The organism is Streptomyces sp. NPDC056161 (assembly GCF_042268025.1).
Lineage (GTDB): Bacteria > Actinomycetota > Actinomycetes > Streptomycetales > Streptomycetaceae > Streptomyces.
Genome location: NZ_JBHJUV010000014.1, coordinates 169,104 through 192,252, shown reverse-complemented (window position 1 = coordinate 192,252; position 23,149 = coordinate 169,104). Strand labels below are relative to the sequence as shown.

13 protein-coding genes are annotated in these 23,149 nt (G+C 72.9%); 7 read left to right on the top strand and 6 right to left on the bottom strand.

The features are described from left to right. Nucleotides 1-667: 667 nt before the first annotated feature. A complete protein-coding gene (locus ACFC09_RS15885) occupies nt 668-1,243 on the bottom strand; it encodes a MarR family winged helix-turn-helix transcriptional regulator (protein WP_376527999.1) in 576 nt (191 codons plus the stop codon). A 139-nt stretch (nt 1,244-1,382) separates the two neighbouring features. Between ACFC09_RS15885 and ACFC09_RS15880 the strand changes: the two genes are divergently transcribed. Further along, nucleotides 1,383-2,681 carry an MFS transporter gene (locus ACFC09_RS15880; protein WP_376527996.1) on the top strand — a complete coding sequence of 433 codons (1,299 nt, stop codon included), beginning with the start codon at nt 1,383-1,385 and terminating at the stop codon, nt 2,679-2,681. A gap of 104 nt (nt 2,682-2,785) precedes the next feature. On the opposite strand, the gene ACFC09_RS15875 is transcribed toward ACFC09_RS15880, so the two are convergent. Both ACFC09_RS15875 and ACFC09_RS15870 read right to left on the bottom strand, forming a co-directional pair. Then, nucleotides 2,786-4,429 carry a SpoIIE family protein phosphatase gene (locus ACFC09_RS15875; protein ID WP_376527993.1) on the bottom strand — a complete coding sequence of 548 codons (1,644 nt, stop codon included), beginning with the start codon at nt 4,427-4,429 and terminating at the stop codon, nt 2,786-2,788. A gap of 131 nt (nt 4,430-4,560) precedes the next feature. Next, the gene (locus ACFC09_RS15870; protein ID WP_376527990.1) at nt 4,561-5,940 is read right to left on the bottom strand and encodes an NAD(P)/FAD-dependent oxidoreductase; all 1,380 of its coding nucleotides are present in this window, start codon (nt 5,938-5,940) and stop codon (nt 4,561-4,563) included. Nucleotides 5,941-6,316: 376 nt separating this feature from the next. Here ACFC09_RS15870 and ACFC09_RS15865 point away from each other — a divergent pair, with 376 nt between their 5' ends. Further along, a complete protein-coding gene (locus ACFC09_RS15865) occupies nt 6,317-7,105 on the top strand; it encodes a TetR/AcrR family transcriptional regulator (RefSeq protein ID WP_376527987.1) in 789 nt (262 codons plus the stop codon). 785 nt (nt 7,106-7,890) lie between these two features. Further along, nucleotides 7,891-9,855 carry a sigma-70 family RNA polymerase sigma factor gene (locus ACFC09_RS15860; protein WP_376527985.1) on the top strand — a complete coding sequence of 655 codons (1,965 nt, stop codon included), beginning with the start codon at nt 7,891-7,893 and terminating at the stop codon, nt 9,853-9,855. 101 nt (nt 9,856-9,956) lie between these two features. Here ACFC09_RS15860 and ACFC09_RS15855 read toward each other — a convergent pair whose 3' ends face one another. Together ACFC09_RS15855 and ACFC09_RS15850 are read right to left on the bottom strand one after the other, a co-directional pair. After that, entirely contained in the window at nt 9,957-13,379 is a 3,423-nt protein-coding gene (locus ACFC09_RS15855) for a BTAD domain-containing putative transcriptional regulator (protein ID WP_376527982.1), read from the bottom strand. A 266-nt stretch (nt 13,380-13,645) separates the two neighbouring features. Continuing rightward, complete coding sequence (locus ACFC09_RS15850) at nt 13,646-15,730, bottom strand: asparagine synthase-related protein (protein ID WP_376527980.1); 2,085 nt, start codon at nt 15,728-15,730, stop codon at nt 13,646-13,648. A gap of 705 nt (nt 15,731-16,435) precedes the next feature. On the opposite strand from ACFC09_RS15850, the gene ACFC09_RS15845 reads away from it, so the two are divergent. From ACFC09_RS15845 to ACFC09_RS15830, 4 genes are all read left to right on the top strand, one after another. Further along, nucleotides 16,436-17,860, top strand: coding sequence for an MFS transporter (locus tag ACFC09_RS15845; RefSeq protein WP_376527977.1), 1,425 nt, complete (start codon nt 16,436-16,438; stop codon nt 17,858-17,860). Between the two features lie 351 nt (nt 17,861-18,211). Continuing rightward, a complete protein-coding gene (lhgO, locus tag ACFC09_RS15840) occupies nt 18,212-19,453 on the top strand; it encodes an L-2-hydroxyglutarate oxidase (RefSeq protein ID WP_376527974.1) in 1,242 nt (413 codons plus the stop codon). Nucleotides 19,454-19,660: 207 nt separating this feature from the next. Then, on the top strand, nt 19,661-20,527 hold the full coding sequence (gene trmB, locus ACFC09_RS15835; RefSeq protein WP_376527972.1) for a tRNA (guanosine(46)-N7)-methyltransferase TrmB: 867 nt from the start codon (nt 19,661-19,663) through the stop codon (nt 20,525-20,527). A gap of 51 nt (nt 20,528-20,578) precedes the next feature. Continuing rightward, nucleotides 20,579-21,985, top strand: a complete 1,407-nt coding sequence (locus tag ACFC09_RS15830; RefSeq protein WP_376527970.1) for a PrsW family intramembrane metalloprotease — start codon at nt 20,579-20,581, stop codon at nt 21,983-21,985. 100 nt (nt 21,986-22,085) lie between these two features. On the opposite strand, the gene ACFC09_RS15825 is transcribed toward ACFC09_RS15830, so the two are convergent. Then, nucleotides 22,086-23,030, bottom strand: a complete 945-nt coding sequence (locus ACFC09_RS15825; protein WP_376527968.1) for an aldo/keto reductase — start codon at nt 23,028-23,030, stop codon at nt 22,086-22,088. Nucleotides 23,031-23,149: the final 119 nt, after the last annotated feature.

Sequence of the window (23,149 nt, the reverse complement as noted above, 5' to 3'; positions counted from 1 at the left end):
TCTCCGTGAATGTTTACCGGTCATCCGGTGCAACACCACGAGAGCGGTGCAAGAGGAGGAATAATCCCCTCGCACACAGCATCCTCGCTGTGTTTTATTTCAAAGGAACCTCGCCCCAACCAATATCGGCCGGAGACGGGGTATCAACATATCTGGCGTTGACTTTTGGCACGCTGTTGAGTTCTCAAGGAACGGACGCTTCCTTCGTACTCACCCTCTCGGGCTTTCCTCCGGGCGCTTCCCTTCGGTGTTTCCGACTCTATCAGACCTTTTCTCGATCCGATTTCCTCGGTGCTTTCCGGGGTCCCGCTCTCGCGTTTCCCTTTCCGGCGGTTCCGACTCTATCAGATCCTTTCGGCGTCTGATTCCCCGTCAGAGGGGTTTGTCTTCCCGGCTGTTGGGCCGTTCCGACGTTTCAAACCTTAGCGGATCCTCTCGGCGATTCCCAATCGGGGTTTGCGTCCCGAGTGGAGCATGCCGAGTCCCCGGAAACGGAGCGAATTGAATTCGGGGACGCCGAAATCGACCCGTTCGGGAGATCGTGCTGGTGGTTTGAGTGCCGCTGACGCGGCGGGAGTGTTGTCGCTGGACCGTTACGGCCACGCGACAACCCGCAGAACTTTACGAGTCCGGCGAGGGGCTGTCAACACCCCTCTGTCAAGATCTTTTAATCGAGGTCGCTGAGGCGTCCGCCCGCGTCCGGCTGGGCGTGCTCCACCCTGCGCAGGAGACGGGTCAGGACCTCGCCCAGCAGGCCCCGCTCCTCGGCCGAGAGGTCCTGGAGCAGGTCGGCCTCGAAGACCGAGGCGAGGTGCATGGCTTCCAGCCACTTCTCGCGACCCTCGTGGGTCAGCTCCACGATGACCCGGACGCGGTTCTGCTCGTCCCGCTCCCGGGTGACCAGGCCCTCCGCCACCATCCGGTCGATGCGATGGGTCATGGCGGCCGGGGTCAGGCCGAGTCGTTTGGCGAGATCGCTGGGGCCCAGTTGGTAGGGGGTACCGGCGAGGACCAGGGCCTTCAGTACCTCCCACTCCGCGTTGCTGATGCCGAGGGCGGCGGTCTGGCGGCCGTAGGCGACGTTCATCCGGCGGTTCAGGCGGGACAGCGCCGAGACCACCTTCTCGACCTGGGGGTCCAGGTCGCGGAACTCGCGCTGGTAGGCCGCTATCTGCTCGTCGAGGCTCGGCTCGTTGCCGATGGCCGGGCCGGCTGCGTCGGGGGTGTCGGGGTGGTCGCCCATGGTCCGCAGTATCGCACGATGACGCTTGGTCTTAAAGTCCTTGGAGGTGTAGTGTTTACCTTTGAAATTTATCTTCGAAGTCTTCAGTTCTGAGTACTGGGCCCGTGCTGACCGGCCCTACGACTTGAGAGAGGTGAACGTGACCAGGGCGATGGGCGCAGCGATGCGCCGGATACACGTGGGCAACGCACTCAGCGCGTTCGGGCTCGGCTTCACCGTCCCCTACCTGTACGTCTACGTGGCGCAGGTGCGGGGGCTCGGTGCCATGACGGCGGGGACGGTTCTCGCCGTCTTCGCCGTGGCCGCGTTGATCGTGCTGCCGTTCGCCGGTCGGGCGATCGTGCGGCGTGGTCCGCTGCCGGTGTTGCTCGGCGCCCTGGTCGTGGCCGCGCTCGGGGCGATGGGCCTGGGTCTCGCGGCTGAGGCGACGGCCGTAGTGGCCGCCGCGACCGCGCTCGGGGCCGGGCAGGCCGTGATGCAGCCGGCGCTCGCCACGATGATCGTGGACTGCTCGACGGCGCAGACGCGGTCGCGGGCGTTCGCGACGCAGTTCTTCCTCCAGAACCTGGGGCTCGGTGTCGGTGGTCTCATCGGCGGTCATCTCGTCGACACCACGCGCGTGTCGTCGTTCACGCTGCTGTTCGCGATCGAGGCGGCGATGTTCCTGCTGCTGGCCGCGGTGCTGTCGACGGTGCGGATACCGCACTCGTCGCCGGCCGGTGACGGGTCGCAGCCGTCGGCTCGGGGCAGCTGGCGGCAGTTGCTGGGCAACCGGGCGATGGTGCAGCTGGGCGTGCTGGGCTTCGTGCTGTTCTTCGCCTGCTACGGGCAGTTCGACTCGGGGCTGAGCGCGTACGGCGTGGAGGCCGCCGGGGTGTCCACGTCCGCGCTGGGCACGGCGCTGGCCGCGAACACGGCGATGATCGTGGTGGCGCAGTTCGCCGTGTTGAAGTTCGTGGAGCGGCGCAGGCGGTCCCGGGTGATCGCCGCCGTGGGGCTGATCTGGGCCGTGGCCTGGGTCGCCGCCGGGTACGCGGGGCTGGGGCACGGCAGCCAGGAGACGGCCACGGCCGCGTTCGTCTCGACGTACGCCCTGTTCGGGCTGGGTGAGGCGATGCTGTCGCCGACCGTCGCGCCGCTGGTGGCCGATCTCGCGCCGGAGGGGATGGCCGGGCAGTACAACTCGGCCTTCGCCCTGGTCAAGCAGCTCGCGCTGGCGGTCGGTCCGGCGGTGGGCGGGCCGATGGCGGCCGCGCTGCACGGGCCGTACATCATGACGTTCCTGCTGTTCTCCCTGGGGATCACGGTGCTCGCGGTGCGGCTCGGGCGGAGTCTCACGGAGGTCCAGGACCGGCCGTGGCTCGCCGCGAGGAGCAGGGTGGTGGCCCAGGGGGCCGCGCCGCGCGGTTCGGCGCGGTCCAGTCGGTCCGGAGTGTGAGGTCCGTGACCGCGGCGGGCGAGGCGGCGGTCACGTGAAGGGGCCCGTCGGGGGAAGGGGGCCCGCCGGGGAAAGGGGCCGGTCGGGTCGGGGGCGGCTTCGGGTCAGCGGCGGGGAAGCGCGAACTCGCACCAGACGGCTTTTCCGCCGCCCGGTGTTCTGCGCGCTCCCCAGCTGGCGGCGATCGTCGCCACGATGGCGATGCCCCGGCCCGACTCGTCCCCCGGTTCGGCACGGCGGCGCCTGGGCAGGTGGTCGTCTCCGTCGGTGACCTCGACGATGAGGCGGCGGTCGGTGCGGCGCAGCCGCAGCCGCATGGGCGGAGTGCCGTGCTGGAGGGAGTTGGCGACCAGTTCGCTGGCCGCCAGGACGCCCAGGTCGTGCAGGTCGGTGGGGAAGCGCCAGCTCGTCAGGACGCCGGAGGCGAAGGCACGCGCGCGTGGGGCCGCCTCGACTCCGCCGAGGAGTTCCAGGGCGGCGTTGCGGAAGAGTTCGCCGTCGGTGCCGGTGCGGGCGGGGTGCTGGAGGACCAGGACCGCGACGTCGTCGTCGTGGTCGGCCATGACGCCGGCCGAACGGACCAGGCGGTCGCACATCACCTGAGGGGTGCCGATGGCGCCCGCCAGGGCGTGTTCGAGCGCCGCGATCCCCTCGTCGAGGTCCGCGTCCCGGCGCTCGACGAGACCGTCCGTGTAGAGGACCGCCGTGCAGCCGGGGCCCAGTGGGACCGAGCCGGAGGCGTGGATCCAGCCGCCGGTGCCGAGCGGCGGGCCGGTCGGTTCGTCGGTGCGCAGGACGGTGCCGTTCTCGTCGCGGACCAGGATGGGGAGGTGGCCCGCGGAGGCGTACACCAGCCGGCCCTCGTTCGGGTCGTGGACGGCGTACACGCACGTGGCGATCTGGTTGGCGTCGATCTCGGCGGCGAGGCCGTCGAGGAGCTGGAGGACCTCGTGCGGGGGGAGGTCGAGGCGGGCGTACGCCCGGACCGCGGTGCGCAGCTGGCCCATCACCGCCGCCGCCCGCACCCCTCGGCCCATCACGTCGCCGATCACCAGTGCCGTGCGACCGCCGCCCAGGGTGATGACGTCGTACCAGTCGCCGCCGACCGCGGCCTCCGTGCCGCCGGGCTGGTAGGTGGCGGCGATGCGCAGGTCGTCGGGTTGCTCCAGTTCCTGTGGGAGGAGTGAGCGTTGCAGGGTCACCGCGGTCTCGCGCTGCCGGCGTTCGCTGGCGCGGAGGCGTTCGGCGGCCTCGGCGTGGTCGGTGACGTCGGTGGCGAACACGAGGACGCCGGTGCCGTCGCCGTGCTCCGCGGCGGGGGTGCAGGTGAACGTGTAGGAGCGGCCGTCGACGGCCTTGCGGGACTTGAGCGTGCGGGGCCTGCCGCTGCGCAGGACCTGGTCGAGGAGGGGCAGCAGGCCGAGTTCGGCCAGCTCCGGGAGGGCTTCGCGGGCCGGTTCGCCCAGCGGACGGGTGCCGAACGCGGCGGCGTACGCGTCGTTGACGTACGCGATGCGGTGGTCGGTGCCGTGCACCAGGGCGACGAGGGCCGGGACGCGGTCGAGGACGTCACGGGCGGGGAGTCCGTCGACGGCGGGCAGGGGGACCGGTTCATCAGTCAGTTGTTCGGCACGGGCCGCGGGCACGGAGCCTTCCCCCCGCCGGTCCGGGGAGACCGCGTGTTCGGTCCGCGCTGCCGCGCGGCGCTGCGTTCCGGGGAGCCGGGCGCTCCAGCGCGTGAAGTTCACTTGGGAAGAAGCCTCGTGGGTGCTGAGGACGGGCGGGTGCCCGTCCGAGGTCGTGGGGCAGTCTGGCAGTGTGTCGGACCGCGGCGGCATCCGTCAGACGCCGGGGCGGGCCGTGGAGTTCCTCAGTCCGGTCAGTTCGACCCCTTCGGGTCGTCCGAGGGGTCGGGGTGAAGCTTTCCACCGGCCGCGAGTTCGAACTCGGCTCGGGGATGTTCGAGCGAGCCGAGGGAGACGATCTCCCGTTTGAAGAGGCCGGAGAGGGTCCATTCGGCGAGGACGCGGGCTTTGCGGTTCCAGGTGGGCACCCTGCTGAGGTGGTAGACGCGGTGCATGAACCACGCAGGGTAGCCCTTCAGCCTGCGTCCGTAGATCTGGGCGACGCCCTTGTGCAGTCCGAGGGAGGCGACGGACCCGGCGTATGAGTGGGCATACGTCTCCAGGGGTTCGCCGCGCAGGGCGTGGACGATGTTGTCGCCGAGGACCCTGGCCTGGCGGACCGCGTGCTGGGCGTTGGGGGCGGTCAGGGCGCCCGGTTCGCCCGCGGTGACGTCGGGGACGGCCGCCGCGTCGCCCGCGGCCCACGCGTGCTCGGCACCGTCGACGGTCAACTGGGCGGTGCACTTCAGGCGCCCGCGCGCGGTACGGGGGAGATCGGTGGCGTCGAGGACGGGGTGCGGCTTGACGCCGGCGGTCCAGACGACCGTACGGGTGGGTAGGCGCTGGCCGTCGCTGAGGACCGCGACGCGGCCCGCGCAGGATTCGAGACGGGTCTCCAGGAGTACCTGGATGTTGCGGCGGCGCAGTTCGGTGACGGCGTAGCGGCCCATCTCCGCGCCGACCTCGGGGAGGATGCGGTCGGCGGCCTCGACGAGGATCCACTTCATGTCCTCGTGCCGGACGTTGTGGTAGTAGCGCGCGGCGTAGCGGGCCATGTCCTCCAGTTCGGCGAGCGCCTCTACGCCGGCGTAGCCGCCGCCCACGAAGACGAAGGTGAGGGCGGCGTCGCGGATGGCCGGGTCGCGGGTGGAGGAGGCGATGTCCATCTGCTCGATCACGTGGTTGCGCAGGCCGATGGCCTCCTCGACGGTCTTGAAGCCGATGCCGTACTCCGCGAGGCCGGGGACGGGCAGGGTGCGGGAGACCGAGCCGGGGGCGAGGACGAGTTCGTCGTAGCCGATCTCGTCGGCGCCGTCGCCCTCTTCGTCGGTGGCGAGGGTGGTGAGGGTCGCGGTGCGTCTCGTGTGGTCGATGGCGGTCACCTCGCCGACGACGACGTGGCACCGGTCAAGGACACGACGCAGCGGTACGACGACATGACGAGGGGAAATCGAACCGGCGGCTGCTTCCGGCAGGAACGGCTGGTACGTCATGTACGGGTCGGGCGTGACGACGGTGATCTCGACATCACCCTGCCTGAGCTCCCGTTTCAGCTTCTGTTGCAGGCGCAGGGCGGTGTACATCCCGACGTAGCCACCGCCGACAACGAGAATGCGCGCACGTTCCTTCACCATCCCATGACGCACCCGGCGCTGGTGTTTGTCCACAGCCCCGGCAATTTGTGTGACCGGCGGTTCTGTGGGTCCGTGCTCGGCACGGGCCTCGGCGTGGAACGAAAGCGGGCAGGTCAGCGGGGGCGTACGGGAGGGCGTGGGGGTGTGCAATCCGGACGAATGTGCGCCGTACTCCGATCGGGGGGCGCTCCGTGCGGAACCTCCCTCTTCTGAATTGACCCCCTCTCAACTATGTTCGTGTCGACGGGGTGTAGGGGATGTGGTCGAACGGAGCCGCGACGGGCGGTCACGGTCGTGCCACAGTGCGGTTCCGAGCACTCCGGATTCAGTGGCGCGGAGTCTCCGGGGGGAGACGTCATTTAACCGGGGGAACGCTATGCATATTCAGGACACGCATCATTGGTCATCCTCATCAGCCGTCGCGCCCGGGGGCGCGGCGACCGGCTCCACGGCGACCGGCTCCGCGGTGGGCGGCTCCGCGGTGGGCGGCGCACGGCCGGACGTGCAGCGGGCGGCTCCGCTGCGGGTGGACGCACAGCGCAATCTGGAGCATGTGCTGCGAGCGGCGCGCGAGGTCTTCGGCGAGCTGGGCTACGGCGCGCCGATGGAGGACGTGGCGCGGCGCGCGCGGGTCGGCGTCGGCACGGTGTACCGGCGCTTTCCCAGCAAGGACGTCCTGGTCCGGCGGATAGCCGACGAGGAGACGTCCCGGCTGACCGACCAGGCGCGGGCGGCGCTCGGGCAGGAGGACGAGCCGTGGTCGGCACTGTCGCGGTTCCTGCGCACGTCGGTGGCCTCGGGCGCGGGGCGGCTGCTGCCGCCGCACGTGCTGCGGGTCGGGGTCCTGGACGAGACCACTGCCGAGGCCGACGAGGCACGGGTGCCGCAGCAGCGGAGCCAGTCGGGCACGGGTGAGCTGCGTCTGGTGCCGGAGGACCCGGCGGTCGCCGAGGACTCGGGTGCGGCGGCGCTGCTCGACGTGGTGGGCCAGCTCGTGGAGCGGGCGCGCACGGCGGGCGAGCTGCGGCCGGACGTGTCGGTGTCGGACGTCCTGCTGGTGATCGCGACGGCCGCGCCCTCGCTGCCGGACGCGGCCCAGCAGGCGGCGGCCTCCGCACGGCTGCTGGACATCCTGCTGGACGGGTTACGGTCGCGGCCCGCGTGAGGGGCGTGGTTCGCGGGTTGTTGGGGGTTCGCGGGGTACGGGCGCGGCCTGCGTGCGTGAGGGGCGGTGGTTCGCGAGGTGTGGGCGCGGGCCGCGTGACGGCTGACGGTTCGCAGGGTTTCGCCGGGTACGGGCGCCGGCCCTGCGACTCCGGTGGTTCGTGGGGGGGGCGGTTGTGGCTCGTGTGACGGGACGGTGATTCACGGGTTGTGGTTGTGGCTTGTGTGACGTCAGTGATTCATGAGGTGCGGTCGTGGCTCGTGCGACTGGCCGGTGATTCACGGGGTGCGGTCGTGGGCCGTGGCAGGGGCGGCGGCGCACGGGCCGCGGTCGTGAGCCCGTGGCCGGCGGTTCATGGGGTGCGGTCGCGGCCCGTAACAAGGGCGGCGGCGCACGGGGCTTCGGTTGCGGGCCAGGTGAGGGCCCGCGGTTGATGGGTGCGGTCGTGGCCGTGTGATGGACGGGGGTACGCGGGCCTCGGTCGTGGCCGTGTGACGGACGGTGATGCGCGGGCTGCGGTCGTGGTCCGGGTGCGGCCGGTGGGCGGGAACGGCATCGGCGGTGGGCGGGAACGGGAGGTGGGGAACGGAGCGCTATGGTCGGTCAAGTCCCGGTCGGGGCGGGCCAGTTGAGTCTGCCCCGAGCGGGTGGCCGTCAGTACCACGGGATGCCAAGTCCGCTCGGACGAGTGGATGACTCGTACCGAGGGGTTCTGAACAAAAGCCGATATGGCACCCTGACCCGGTGATCGGGTCGGGGCGGGCGGGCTGCGGGGGCTTTCCACGATGAGCGTTGACGGGCTGGACGAGTCACGCGGCGAGGGCGACACGGGATCGGCGGAGCCGGACTCGCCGCAGGTGCCGAGCCAGGGCGGCCGGGCGGACGCCCAGCGGTCAGGACCCGGGCGAGTCGGACCGGTGGAGGGCAGCGTCCCGGCACAGCGCGAGGGCAGCGTCCCGGCGCAGCGCGACGGCAGCGTCCTGCCGCCGCGGGAGCTGCCGCCGGCCGACGGGGAACTCGTCGCCCTGATGCGCTCGGGCGACGACAGCGCGTACGAGGAGCTGTACCGCAGGCACGCCGACGCGGTGCGCCGCTACGCCCGGACCTGCTGCCGCGACGCCCACACCGCGGACGACCTGACCGCGGAGGTCTTCGCCCGGATGCTCCAGGCGGTGCGCGGCGGCTCCGGCCCCGAGTACGCCGTACGCGCCTATCTGCTCACCTCCGTCCGGCGGGTCGCCGCGCACTGGTCGAACTCGGCCCGGCGCGAGCACCTGGTCGACGACTTCGCGGTGTTCGCCGCGCAGGCCGTGCGGACGTCCGAGGTGTCCGACGACGACACGCTGGACCTCGGCGCCGATGTGCGCGCCCTGCACGAGGCCGAGCAGTCCATGGCCATGCGGGCGTTCCGCTCGCTGCCCGAGCGCTGGCAGGCGGTCCTGTGGCACACCGAGGTGGAGGACGAGTCACCCAGCGATGTCGCCACCCTGTTCGGTCTGGACGCCAACGGCACGCGGGTACTCGCCAGCCGTGCCCGTGAAGGGCTCAAGCAGGCTTATCTCCAGGCCCACGTCAGCGCCGCTCTCGTCGGCGACGAGGGGTGCGCCCGTTATGCCGACCAGCTCGGCACCTACGCCCGGCGCAAGCTGCGCATCCGCGCCGAGCGGGGGCTGCGCAAGCATCTGGAGGAGTGCGCCAGGTGCCGGCTGGCCGCCGCGCAGATCGAGGAGGTGGCGAGCGGTATCCCCGCCGTCGTCCCGGTCGCGGTCATCGGCTGGTTCGGCGCCGCCGGGTACGCCAAGGCGCTCGGGCTTCTCGCCGGTGGCGCCGGAGTGGGCGCGGCGGGTACGGCCGCGGCGGCGACGAGCGGTGGTTCCGCGGGCGGAAGCGCGGGCGGCGGCGCGGCGGCCTCGGAGGGGGTGGGCGCGCCGATCAAGGCCGGTATCGCGGCGGGTGTGGTCGCGGTGGCCGTCGCCGCGGTGGCGCTCGCGCTGACGAACAACAGCCAGCCGGCGAAGGAGGTGGCCAAGCCGTCGCCGTCCCCGTCGGTCGTGCAGCCGGAACCGCCGGCGCCCGCTCCACCCGAGCCGAAACCCGAGCCGAAACCCGCGCCGAAGGTGCCGGTCTCCGTTCCCCGGCCGGTCCCGACGCCGACGCCCACCCCGTCACCGACCCCGTCACGGACGCCCGGACCGCGCCCCGAGCCGACCCCGCCGCCCTCTCCCACGCCCACCCCGACTCCGACCCCCACGCCGACCCCCACCCCCACCCCCACCCCCACGCCCACGCCCACGCCCACTCCGCCGCCCGCGCCGACCGTCTACCAGTGGAGCGAGCTGCGCTACGACATCACCGGCGACGGCACCGAACCGGAGATGCGGCTGGCCGGGAGCAGCTGGGTGTGGCAGCGGGCCGACGTGTCCATCGCCGATCGGACGTACGCGCACGGCGTGACCGTGCACGGCAGGTCCTCCGCCACCATCGACCTCAACCGCACGTGCTCGGCCTACGACGCGCTGGTCGGCGTGGACGACCTGACCCTCGGCATCGGCAAGGTCTATTTCTCCGTCTACGCGGACGGCGTCCGGCTGTGGAAGTCCGGGCTGGTCGCCGGCGGCGACCCGGCCGTCCCCGTCCACGTGAACCTGACCGGACACAAGACCGTACAGCTGGTGGTCGAACCGCACAGCGGCCCTCTCGACGCCCTCGCGCTGGCGGACTGGGCCGACTCCAGGCTCACCTGCCAGTAGGGAGAACGGCGGCGGAAACGTTCACCTGACGGCAGGGGGAACGCGTTGACCTGCCGCCAGGGCGCGGAATGCGTCCACCCGCCGCCGGGGCGCGGACGCCTTCACCCGCCGCTCGGGGCAGAACGCACGGTGGTGGTGTGCTGTCCGCTGAGCTGTTCCAGGACATCGTCCGCGGTGAGCGCGGCGCCGCGGGCGCGCTCGGCCGTGCAGCGGTCCGCGGGCAGGCTCTCCCGGGCGGCGGCCTCGATCCGCTCGGCCCGTGTCCGCTCCGGCAGGGGGCGCGGCCGGCCGACCCGCCAGTGGTCGGCCGCGGCGAGCAGCCGGAGTGCGCCCGGCAGGTCACCGAGGTCGGCCAGCAGCTGTGCCCCGATGTCCGCGAGCCCCGCGGTGACCGTCTCGGCGCATCGCTCCGCCACCGCCTCCCGCAGGGCACCGACCAGGATGGGCAGGCCCTGCCCCGGCCCGGACTCCGCTGCGGTGATCAGGGCGTCGAGGGCGCCCAGCGCGCTGGTGAACTGAGGTGGCGGGGTGCCACGCACCGCCCCCGCACGCGCCGTGTCGCACAGTTCGCGCGCGCCGGTGGCGTCGCCGTCGTCCAGCGCGATGTGGGCCCGGAGCAACAGGGTGATCGACAGCGCGTCCGCCACCCCGTACCGTTCGGCACTCTCGCCCGCCTCGTCCAGGGCGGCCAGGGCGCCCTCCCGGTCGCCGGAGCGGTAGGCGATCTCGGCGAGCCGGGAGACGAGGAACGGCGACTCCGCCCAGGCGCCCACCTCGCGGGCGAGCCGCAGCGCCTCCTCGTACTCGCTCCTGGCCTCCTCGAACCGGCCGCGGGCCAGGGCCGCCTCCCCGGCCGCGCCGCACACCTGCGCGCGCATCCAGCGATCGCCCACCCGACGGCTGAGGATCCGCAGCTCCGCCAGGTCGTCGTCGACGCCCCGCAGGTTGCCCGGCGAGTCGACGACCATGTGGGTGCGGAACATCAGGATGACGCCGACCTCCCAGTCGCCGCCGTACGCACGGCAGTTGGCGAGCGCCGCGTCCATCGTCGGCCGGACCTCGACCGGATCGTCCAGGAAGTACGTGGCCAGCGGCCACACCAGGCCCGGCATCCGGGCCGCCCGTGGACCGCCGTACCGGAAGGCGTCCCGCACGCGGGTGATGTAGACCGGGGTCCGGTGGTCCGTCGCGAGATCCGAGGTGCCGGACTCGAAGGCCAGGAACGCGTGCAGCATCCGCAGGTCCATGCGCAGGGCCTGCCGTGGATGCCGGGCCTGCCCGTCGGTGGCGGCGAGGAAGGCGCCCATCGGGTCGGCGCGCTCGATGAGACCGGGCAGTTCGCCGGCCGGGGCACCGTCGGCCACGGCGTCCAGGGCGACACCCAGCCGGAGCACGAGGTGCACCCATTCGACGGCCTCCAGACGGTAGTTGCGCAGCCACCAGAACCAGCCGATGGCGACGACGATCGCTCCGGCGTCCTCCTCCCGGCCGTCGCGCACCGCACGCCGCAGGGCCGCGCGGATGTTGTCGTGCTCGCTCTCCAGGCGGCCGATCCAGGGCAGTTGCTCCGCCGAGCGCAGCAGCGGCTCGGCCCGCTCGGCTAGGGCGCGCACCCATGCGCAGTGCCGCAGTTCGGCCGCCGCACGCTGCTCGGGTGCCTCGTCCGCGCGCTCGGCGGCGTACTCGTGGATGGTCTCCAGCATGCGGTAGCGCATGCCGCCGGTGCCGATGTCTGCGCCCGTACCGGCGCCGATGCCTGCGCCACCGCCTGTGCCTGTGCCGTAGGCGTGCGGGCCGTTGGGGACGGGCGGGTGGCCGAGGGGCTGGGCGCCGTCGGGGGTGGCCACGATCAGGGACTTGTCGACGAGGGCCCCGATCAGGTCGGCCGCGGGGCCGGTGCACACGGCCTCGGCCGCCGCGAGGTCCCAGCCGCCGGCGAACACCGAGACCTCGCGCAGCGTCGTCCGCTCGGCCTCGTCCAGCAGGTCCCAGGACCAGTCGACGACCGCGCGCAGGGTCTGCTGGCGGGGCAGGGCCGTACGGCTTCCGGAGGTGAGGAGGCGGAAGCGGTCGTCGAGCCGGTCGGCGATCTGCCGGGGGGTGAGCAGCCGCAGCCGGGCGGCGGCGAGTTCGACGGCGAGGGGCAGGCCGTCGAGACGCCGGCAGATCTCGGTGACCGCGTCCTCGTCCCGGAGCACGACGGCCGCGTCGGGACGGACGGCGGTCGCGCGCTCCGCGAAGAGGCGGCGCGCCTGCTCGGGGGTGAGGGGTTCGACCGGGCGCACCGACTCGCCGGGGACGCCCAGGGGTTCACGGCTGGTGGCGAGGATCGTGAGCCCCGGGCAGCGGGTGAGCAGTGTCTCGGCGAGGGCGGCGGCCGCGCCGATGACGTGTTCGCAGTTGTCAAGGATCAGGAGTTGGCTGCGCGGGGCGCAGTACTCGACGAGCAGGGCGACCGGGTCGCTCTGCGGGGTCACCAGGTCGTTGGTCATGAGCACGGTCTCGCGCAGACCGAGCGCGCTGACCACCGCGCCGGGCACCGCCTCCGGCTGGTCGAGCGGGGCCAGCTCGACCAGCCACGCCTGCGGAAGCCCCACGACGGCTTCCTCGGCGAGACGGGTCTTTCCCGAGCCGCCCGGTCCGGTGAGGGTGACGAGGCGGGCCCTGTGCAATTCCGAACGAACGGCTTCGAGTTCGGGTTCCCGGCCGACGAAGGAATTCAGTCGGGGGCGGATGTTTCCGGCGCGCTCGGGGGGCGGCGCGAGGGAAGCGGCGGGCACGGCCTGCACCGGTACGTGCGTCGGCGGGCTCTGCGTCAGCAACGTGCGGTGCAGCTCTCGGAGTTCCCGGCCGGGGTCGGTGCCGAGACCCTCGGAGAGGGTGCGGCGGGCCGTCTCGTACGCGGCGAGGGCGTCGCCGCCGCGGCCGGCGTCGCGCAGGGCACGGACGAGGAGGGCGTGCAGGGACTCGTCGTACGGATGGGTCGCGGTCAGCTCGCGCAGCTCCGGTACGACGCCGTGGGCGCGACCGAGCCGCAGGTCCGCCTCGGTCCGGGCCCGGACCGCCTCCAGGCGCAGGGCGTCGGCCCGGGAGGCGGCGGTGCGGTCGGGAAGGTCGGCGAGCGCGGGGCCGCGCCAGAGGGCGAGGGCTTGGGTGAGGGTGTGCGACGCGGCGGCCGGGGCGCCGGTCTCCAGGGCGGCGACGCCGTCGCGCACCAGCCGTTCGAAGACGAACAGGTCGATGTCGTCGCGGGCCGCTTCGAGGCGGTAGCCGCCCGGTACGGAGGTGACGGTCTGCCTGCCGAGGGCACGGCGGAGGCGGCCGACGAGCGCCTGGAGGGCGGCCGTGGCGTCCCGGGGCGGGTCGTCCGCCCAGACCGCGGCGATGAGGGTCTGGGAGGTGACGGTGCGGCCGGGGCGCAGGGCGAGGGCGGTGAGCAGCGTACGGAGCCGGGGGCCGCCGACGGGCACGGCGGCGCCCGCTTCGTCCGTCGTTTGGGCCACTCCCAGGATTCTGTACCGCACCGGGCCATTGTCGCCGGGGGCGCCACCGGGGACACGGGGGTTTCGCGGAGGAGGGCGGGCCAGGGGCTGCGACATCCCGGGGGCCGCCTCACGAGGGCCGCCGTACGAGAGCCGCCGTACGAGAGCCGCTGTACAAGAGCCGCTGTACAAGAGTCGCTGTACGGGGGCCGCCGTCGGCGGAGTACGGCCTACACGGTCGGCGGAGTACGGCCTACACGGTCGGCGGAGTACGGCGGCCTGAACGGCCGGCCCCGGGCGGCAGCCGTTCAGCCGCCGGAGGCCAGCGCTCCCCGTCTGGGGGCTATGCCCGCCGGGACCGCACGCGCGCGTGCCGGTGTGCCGGTCCAGCAGGTGCCGCGGCGGGCCAGGAGGCGGCGCAGCCACAGCTCCAGGGAGACCAGGTCCGCGAGGCCGTCCAGGGGCAGCTGTTCGCCGGCTGCGGCGCCGCGCAGCGCCTTGCGCACCACCCGGGCCTCGATCAGGCCCGCCTCCGCGAGCAGCGGGTCCGTGAAGAGGGAGATCAGCGAGTCCGCGGCGACCCGCAGGCCGGTGCGGGCGGCGGCGGCCGAGGAGGCGTGGGAGGGGGCACCCCAGCCGGGCGGGAGGTCGGTGACGCCGGCGCCCTCCAGGACCGTACGGAGGATCTCGGCGCGGGCGCCGGGCTGGACGCGCAGGGCCTCGGGCAGGGCGCGGCAGGCGCGGACGACCTGGTTGTCGAGGAAGGGTGCGTGCAGGCGCTGGGAGCGGACCTCGGCGGCCTGTTCCAGGACGCGCAGGTCGGCGGCGTGCCGGGCGAGGGCGGCACGCGCGCGGTAGTCGCCGGGGCGCTGGCCGGGGCCGACGCCCGAGCGGTTCGTCGCGCTCTGAAGGAGAACCGATACTTCAGCCAGCGCCTCTCCGGTCAGCCAGCGGGCCGCCGGCCCCGGTCTGGCCCAGGTGAGCGCGGCGAGGGAGGCGCCGACCGCGCCGCCGGGGTCCTCGAAGCGGCGGCGCAGCAGGCGGTCGGCGAGCGTCTCCACGCCCGCGTGATAGGGCGTCCGGGCCAGTCGCCGCGCCGCGCTGTACACGCGCGCGGGGACCAGCACCGAGCCGTCCGCCTTGGCCAGCGCGGCGACCGGGCGCACCAGGTGGCGCCGCTTGCGGTCCATCAGCAGGTCCGCGAGGCGCGCGGGGTGCGCGTCCAGGACCTGCCGGGCGCCGTAGCCGGTGAAGTGGTCGGCGCTGCCCGCGGCCAGGCGCACGCGGTGCCGGGCGGCCGACACCAGGGACGGCCCCGGCTCGTCCGTCAGCGGGCCTTCCAGGTCGCCGTACGGGAGCAGTTCCTCGCCGCCGGTCACCACCACGTGGTGCAGGCGCGGGTTGGCCGCGAGGGTCCCCGCCCGTTCCAGTTCGGCCTCCCGGCCGCCCACGGCGAGGTCGTTGAAGGTGACGGCCAGCAGGCGCTCGCCCGCGCCCGTGCCGTGTCCCAGGAGCGTGCCCGGTCTGCCCGGCAGGCCGGCCGCCAGCAGGGCGAGCGTCCCGGAGGCGGGACCGCCGGACAGGTCGGCGCCGATCCCCGGTACCGGCATTCCGCGCGCGGCACGCCGTTCGGCGGGCCCCATGCCGGGCACGGGGCCGGGGTCCATGTCGGAGCCGGGTACGTGCCGGGGTGCGGCCAGTCGGGTGCGTACGGCCTCCACGAGCGCGTCGCGCACGGCGTCCACGGCGCTGTCCGGATCTGCGGGCGGCGCCGCCACCGCAAGGGAGGCGACCGGCTCGTACCCGGCGACCTCGCGCGCACCGGCGCGCAGGATCAGCGCATGCCCCGGCGGTACGCGGCGCACGCCCTCGTACGGGGTCGAGTCGTGCAGCGCGGCCGGTACGTCCGGGGCCGCGAGCAGCGCCGCGAGGTGGCCGAAGTCGAGGTTGGCCTCGATGAGGTCGGCGAGCGGCAGGGCGGCGGTGGCGTAGGCGGTACCGCCCGCCCAGGGGGTGTGGAACACCGGGCGGGCGCCTGCAAGGTCACCGCAGACGGTGATGCGGCGGCCGACCTTGACGACGGCGGTGTAACCGCCCGGCCATGCGGTCAGATGGCGCAGTGCGCCCCCGCGCGCGGTGAACAGACCGAGCCGCAGTTCCTCGTCGGAGGCCCCGCAGGTGCCCAGTACGGCGATCCGGCTCTCCGCGTCGGCCTTCAGCACGCGCACCTCGTCGGGCCGCCAGTCGCCGACCGCCCACAGCGGGTCGGGGTCGCCCCACAGGAGTTGGGAGCCGATCGGGTGCAGGGTCTCGCCGTCGTATCCGGTGGCGCCCGCGGAGCCGGGCCCGAAGACGCCCGCGGCGGCGCTGCTCCATCCCACCAACCACCGCATCGCCGCCTCCACAGGCTGTGGACAACCAGTGCCACCGTACGAACCGGTTCACCATGCTGCCATGAACAACGCGGCCCCGAGGGGCGGTGGCACGGCCTTCGATCGGGGGAACGCGACCACGCGCGCGTGCCCGTGACGAAGCGAATCCCCGTGCGGTACAAAGCGGTTGCGACGCGAATGCGCCCCCAAATGCTCCCCAAAAAACGCCCTTAGCGCCCTCAACATCCATGGTCGGAGCGGTAGTCACCCGCACGGGACAGGGGCGAGATTCAGCCAATTCCCAGTCACGAGGACAGACTCGCGCACGCTCCGTACAGGCTCTGCGCAGCGCACGAGCGGCACGGCGGAGCGCACAGTCCGGGAGGCGGGCATCGCCTCCCGGACCGGTCCGCCACCCGCGGGGATGTAGGTGGCGGTGTCCCCCAGCCCACTGGATCCAGTACAGCGGGCCGACCCACGCACCAGCCATGGAAGCGCTCCCGGGGTGGCCGGAGTAGAGCGCACGGGCAGGCGCACGGCCACACGGCGGGGGCACGTCACGATCGCCCGTGCACGGTGCGTACAGGACCCGTACTCCCGTACGGACCACAATCCCGCCATCCGGAACAATGCCCCTTAACGCTTGGGATGCGGCGAACTACGCTGGGTTTACGAATGCCGCGTGGTTATGCCAGCGCGGCAGCCGTCTGTGTCGAGGGGTGGCGCATGTCCAGGGAGCAACGCGGGCCGAACGAAAAGCTCGGCACCGTTCTCGCCCTCGCGGGAATCAGCAACGCAGGACTCGCGCGACGCGTCAACGATCTTGGCGCTCAACGCGGGTTGACTCTTCGCTACGACAAGACGTCGGTGGCACGCTGGGTGTCGAAGGGGATGGTGCCGCAGGGAGCGGCGCCGCACCTCATCGCCGCCGCCATCGGCCAGAAGCTCGGCCGTCCGGTGCCGCTCCACGAGATCGGCCTGGCGGACGCGGATCCCGCCCCCGAAGTGGGCCTCGCCTTCCCCAGGGACGTAGGACAGGCGGTGAAGTCGGCGACGGAACTGTACCGTCTCGATCTCGCCGGGCGCCGGGCCGGCTCCGGCGGCATCTGGCAGTCGCTGGCGGGTTCGTTCGCGGTGAGCGCATACGCAACGCCCGCCTCACGCTGGCTGATAACCCCCGCCGACAGCTCGGTGGCACGTGAGGCGAACCCGTCCGAGGGCTCCGGGGCACCGATCAAAGTCGGCCACAGCGATGTGCAGAAGCTGCGGGAGGCCGCCGAGGACGCCAGGCGCTGGGACTCCAAGTACGGAGGCGGCGACTGGCGTTCGTCCATGGTGCCGGAGTGCCTGCGGGTGGAGGCGGCGCCGCTGCTGCTCGGCTCGTACTCCGACGAGGTCGGCCGGGCCCTGTTCGGCGCCTCCGCCGAACTCACCCGGCTCGCGGGCTGGATGGCCTTCGACACCGGCCAGCAGGAGGCCGCGCAGCGCTACTACATCCAGGCGCTGCGGCTCGCGCGCGCGGCGGCCGACGTCCCCCTCGGCGGGTACGTGCTGGCCTCCATGTCCCTCCAGGCGACCTACCGGGGCTTCGGCGACGAGGGCGTCGACCTCGCGCAGGCCGCGCTGGAACGCAACCGGGGCCTGGCCACCGCCCGCACCATGAGCTTCTTCCGCCTGGTCGAGGCACGCGCGCACGCGCGCGCCAGTGACGCGCAGGCCGCCGGCGCGGCCCTGAAGGCGGCCGAGGGCTGGCTGGAGCGGTCCCGTGAGGGCGACAACGATCCCTCCTGGCTCGGTTTCTACTCCTACGACCGGTTCGCCGCCGACGCCGCCGAGTGCTACCGCGACCTGAAGGCACCGCGCCAGGTCCGCCGCTTCACCGAGCAGGCGCTGTCGAGGCCGACGGAGGAGTTCGTGCGCTCGCACGGCCTCAGGCTCGTCGTCTCCGCGGTCGCCGAGCTGGAGTCGGGCAATCTGGACGCGGCGTGCGAGCAGGGCGTGCGGGCCGTGGAGGTCGCGGGCCGCATCTCGTCCGCGCGGACGACCGAGTACGTGAAGGATCTGCTGCACCGGTTGGAGCCGTACGGGGACGAGCCGCGGGTGGTCGAGTTGCGGGAACGGGCCCGGCCGCTGCTCATGGCTCCCGCGTAGGGAGGTCTGGGCGGGGGTGCCTGCCTGGCCGGGGTGGTGTTCGACCGACGGGTCGTGGGGGCTGCTCGCGCAGTTCCCCGCGCCCCTCAAGGGCGCCTGCCTGGCCAGGGTCATGCTCGGCCGACCGGTCGTGGGGGGATCTCGCGCAGTTCCCCGCGCCCCTCAAGGGCGCCTGCCTGGCCAGGGTCGTGTTCGACCAACGGGTCGTGGGGGGATCTCGCGCAGTTCCCCGCGCCCCCTCAAGGGCGTCGGCCGACCCTGCGCCGGAAAGTCGTGCTGGCCGCCGCGCGGGTTCCCGGGGCCTCCGGTCTGCCGGTCTGTCCCGCGTTTGAAGCCGTTGTCAGTGGCGCAGTGCACTATCGGGAGCGGGAGGTGGTGCTGGTGCGGCCGGGAATCGCGTACGACTGTGACGTGCTGGTGGTCGGCGGCGGGATCGTCGGTCTGTCGACGGCGTACGCGATCACGCGTGCCGCGCCGGGCACCCGGGTGACGGTGCTGGAGAAGGAGGCCGGTCCGGCCCGGCACCAGACGGGACGCAACAGCGGGGTCATCCACAGCGGGATCTACTACCGCCCGGACTCACTCAAGGCGCGGTACGCGGTCCGGGGCGCGGCCGAGATGGTGAAGTTCTGCGCGGAGTACGGCATCGCGCACGCCGTCACCGGCAAGCTGATCGTCGCCACCGAGCGGGCCGAACTGCCCCGGCTGCACACGCTCGTGCAGCGCGGCCGGGAGAACGGCATCCCGGTGCGGGAGCTGGGCCCCGCACAGATCAGCGAGTACGAGCCGGAGGTCCGGGGACTCGCCGCCATACACGTCGGGACGACGGGGGTGTGCGACTTCGTCGGGGTCGCCCGGCAGCTGGCGCGGGCGTCCGGGGCGGAGATCCGGTACGGGGCGCGGGTCGTGCGGGTCGACCGCCGTCCGGAGCGCGGCGTCGCGGTCCTGACGGCCGCCGGGAACGTCGTGCGCGCCCGGGTCCTGGTGAACTGCGCCGGGCTGTACTGCGACGAGGTGGCACGGCTGACCGGGGACGAGCCCGGGATGCGGATCGTGCCGTTCCGGGGCGAGTACTACGAGCTGGCGCGGCCCGAGCTGGTGCGGGGTCTGGTGTATCCGGTGCCGGACCCGGCGTTCCCGTTCCTCGGGGTGCATCTCACCCGCGGGATCGACTCCGGCGTGCACGTCGGCCCCAACGCGGTCCCGGCGCTGGCCCGGGAGGGGTACGGCTGGGGGACCGTACGGCCGGGCGAGGTGGCCGGGACGGTGGCCTGGCCCGGCGCGTGGCGGATGGCCGGACGGCACTGGCGGTACGGCGCGGGGGAGATTCGCCGGTCGGTGTCGAAACGGGCGTTCGCGGCGGCGGTGCGCAGACTCCTGCCGGCCGCGACGGAGGACGACCTGGTGCGGGCCGGAGCGGGAGTGCGGGCGCAGGCGGTGCTGCGGGACGGGACGCTGGTGGACGACTTCCTGATCCGCGAGGGGCCACGAGCGGTCCATGTGCTGAACGCGCCCTCTCCCGCGGCCACCGCCTCCCTGCCGATCGGAAGGGAGGTGGCGCGCCGGACGCTGGCCGCGCTCGGGGCGCCGTGAGACGCGGTCCGCCGCGGTGACCCGGCGGGCGGCTCTGCCCCGCTCAAAACACGGCAGACAAACAGGCACGCAAACAGGCACGCAAACAGGCACACAAACAGCAGGCACCCAAACAGGCACACGATCAGGCACACGATCGGGCCCAGAAACAAGCGCACCAACAAGCGCACAAACGGGGATACAAAACACCACTAAAATCGACTCACTGTGGCTGACTCCGTGAACACCCCCGAGACCCCCGGCGCCCACCCGACCGCACCCGGTGAGCTGCCGCACCCGCATGCCCCGGGCCGCTCCGCCCGGCGCTCCAGGGCCAAGGGCGAGCCGCGGTTCCCGGACGGCCCCCGCGCCGATCCCGCCGGATCGCACTTCGAGCGGCGGATCCGCAGCTTCCAGCCGCGCCGCAGCCGGGTGACCGCGGGGCAGGCGGACGCGCTCCAGCGGCTGTGGCCCAAGTGGGGGCTGGACATCGACGGCCGGCGGATCATCGACCTGGAGGAGCTGTTCGGGAACGAGCGGCCCGTCGTGCTGGAGATCGGCTTCGGGATGGGCGAGGCCACCGTGCGGATGGCCGCCGAGGACCCGGGGACCAACATCCTCGCCGTCGACGTGCACACCCCGGGGCAGGGCAACCTGCTCAGCCTCGCCGACCGGAACGGTCTGTCCAACATCCGGGTGGCGAACGGGGACGCCATCATCCTGCTCCGCGAGATGCTGCCCCCCGAATCGCTCGCCGGGCTGCGCGTCTACTTCCCCGACCCCTGGCCCAAGAAGCGGCACCACAAGCGCCGGCTGATCCAGCCGGAGTTCCTCACCCTGGCCGCCTCCCGGCTCGGACCGGGCGCGCTCGTGCACTGCGCGACGGACTGGGAGCCGTACGCCGAGCAGATGCTCGACGTGCTGACCGCGCACCCGGACTTCGAGAACACGCAGCCGGACGGCGGTTTCGCGCCCCGGCCAGGGTTCCGGCCGCTGACCCGTTTCGAGAGCCAGGGACTGGACAAGGGTCATGTGGTGAACGATCTGCTGTTCCGCCGCGTACCCCACCAGGGGCAGCGGCGAGAGCGGCGATGACAGCGGTTCCCCCACCGGATTCATCAGCAGGTGATCGTTAGGGTCGATGCCGTGGCCACCTTCTCCCCGTATCCGACACATCCCACCGGCGCCCCCGGCCCGGAGTTCCGGCCGGTGCGCTGGTGGCGGCGCGGGTGGGTGCGGTACGGGGCGCTGATCGCCCTGCTCGCGATCTCCGGGCTGGTCATCCTGGCGCTGGTGCGCGAGCAGACCGGCACGGAGGGGTTCCTGGTCGGCATCGGGCTCGCCGTGCTGCCCGTACCGCTGCTGCTGGCCGTCTTCCGGTGGCTCGACCGGGTCGAGCCCGGACCCTGGCGGAACCTGCTGTTCGCGTTCGCGTGGGGGGCGTGCGCGGCGGCGCTGATCGCCATCGTCGCCAACAGCTTCGCCACGAAGTGGATAGCCACCGCGACCGCGGACCCGAGCAACGCCAACACCCTCGGCGCGACCGTCATAGCGCCCGTCGTCGAGGAGTCCGCCAAGGCCGCGGCCGTCCTCCTGGTCTTCCTCTTCCGGCGGCGGAACTTCACCGGGATCATCGACGGGATGGTGATAGCCGGGGTCGCCGCCACCGGCTTCGCGTTCACCGAGAACATCCTCTACCTCGGTACGGCCTTCGGCACCGACCAGCTCACCGGCGACCGCGGCATCACCTCCGTCACCGCCGCCACCTTCTTCGTGCGCGTCGTCATGTCGCCGTTCGCGCACCCCCTGTTCACCGTCCTCACCGGCATCGGCTTCGGCTTCGCCGCGCGCGCCGCGGACCGCCGGCAGGTGCGGCGGGTCCTGCTGCCGCTGTGCGGGCTGCTGCCGGCGATGGGCATGCACGCGTTGTGGAACGGCTCCTCCGCCTTCGGCCGGTACGGGTTCTTCGTGGTCTACGCGGTGTTCATGGTGCCCGTGTTCGGCCTGCTGACCTGGCTGGCGGTCTGGACCCGGCAGCGGGAGCTGCGGACCGTGCGGGAGGAGCTGCCGGCGTATGTGTGCGCGGGCTGGCTGGGGCCGGCCGAGCCGTTCGCGCTGGGTTCGATGGGCGCCCGGCGGCTGGCCCGGGACTACGCGGGCCACCACCTCGGCAAGCAGGCGGCGCGGGCCGTGGCCCAGTACGAGGTGTACGCGACGTCCCTGGCGTTCCTGCGGCAGCGCGGGCGGCGGGGGCGGGCCGGGGCCGACTTCGTCGTGCGGGAGCGGGAGCTGCTGGCGGAGCTGTGGCAGCGGCGGCAGGTGGCACGGCCGGCCCTGGAGTACGCGGCCCGGTCGACCGCCCCGCACCAGTGGCCGGGGCACTGGCCGGGTCAATGGCCCGGTGCCTGGCCGGGTCAATGGCCGGGTGCCTGGCCGGGTCAATGGCCCGGTGCCTGGCCGGGTTCCGGCCTCTCGGCGCCGTACGGCTACTCAGAGCCGCCCGGCGGCCGTCCCACGGTGCCGTATCCGGCGTACAACCCTTACCGGTCCTGACGGTGGACACCGTGGTGAGCCGCGGGCGACGTGAGCGCGAGCGACGACGAGCGGGAAGGCCGATCGAGAAGGTCAGGCCGAGAAGGTCAGGCCGAGAAGGTCAGGCCGAGGCCCGGGTGAGGTGGTCCACCTCTTCCGTCGTGAGGATCAGGTCCGCCACGGCGAGCAGCGCCGGGAGCTGGTCCAGCCTCCGGGCCGAGGCGATCGGCGCGGCCACCGTCGGCTGGGCCGCGAGCCAGGCCAGGGCCACAGTGGGGACGGCGACACCGTGGGCCGCGGCGACCTCGTCCAGGGCCGCGAGGACCCGCTGACCTCGCTCGGTCTCCGCGAGCTGGGCCGCGTTCCCGCCGCGCCCGCTGTCCACCGTCGCACCGGGGCGGTACTTGCCCGTGAGGAAGCCGGCGGCCAGGCCGAAGTACGGCAGGACCCCGAGACCGGCGCGGGCGGCGACGTCCCGCAGGGGACCCTCGTAGGTGTCGCGCGAGACCAGGTTGTAGTGCGGCTGGAGCGCCACGTACCGGGCCAGGCCCTCGCGGTCGGAGAAGTCCAGGGACTCCTGGAGCCGTTCCGCGCTGATGTTGGACGCGGCGATGTGCCGCACCTTGCCGGCCCGCACCAGTTCGTCGAGCGCGCCGATGATCTCCTCGACCGGCACTTCGGGCTTGTCGAAGTGCGTGTAGTAGAGGTCGATGTAGTCGGTCTTCAGCCGGCGCAGCGAGGCGTCCGCCGCGGCCTTGATGTTGGCCGCGGACAGGCCCGGGAATTCGGGGTGCTGGCTGACCTTGGAGGCGATCAGGACGTCGTCACGGTTTCCGCGTGCCGTGAGCCAGTTGCCGATGACCGTCTCGGACTCGCCGCCCTTGTTCCCCTCGATCCATGCCGTGTACGCGTCGGCGGTGTCGATGAGGTTGCCGCCGGCCGCCGTGTAGGCGTCCAGGACGGCGAAGGACGTCGGCTCGTCGGCGGTCCAGCCGAAGACGTTGCCGCCGAGGACGAGCGGGAAGATGTCCAGGTCGGAGGAGCCGAGTTTGTGTAGGGAAGTCATGTTCACCTTCAACGCACTCGTCGGAGGTCACGATTCCGTCGGCGGGCGCAAAGACCCCGTAAACACCTGACCGGCAGCCCTGGCGTCGGGGGGATGCCGTCAGGACCGCCGGGGATCAG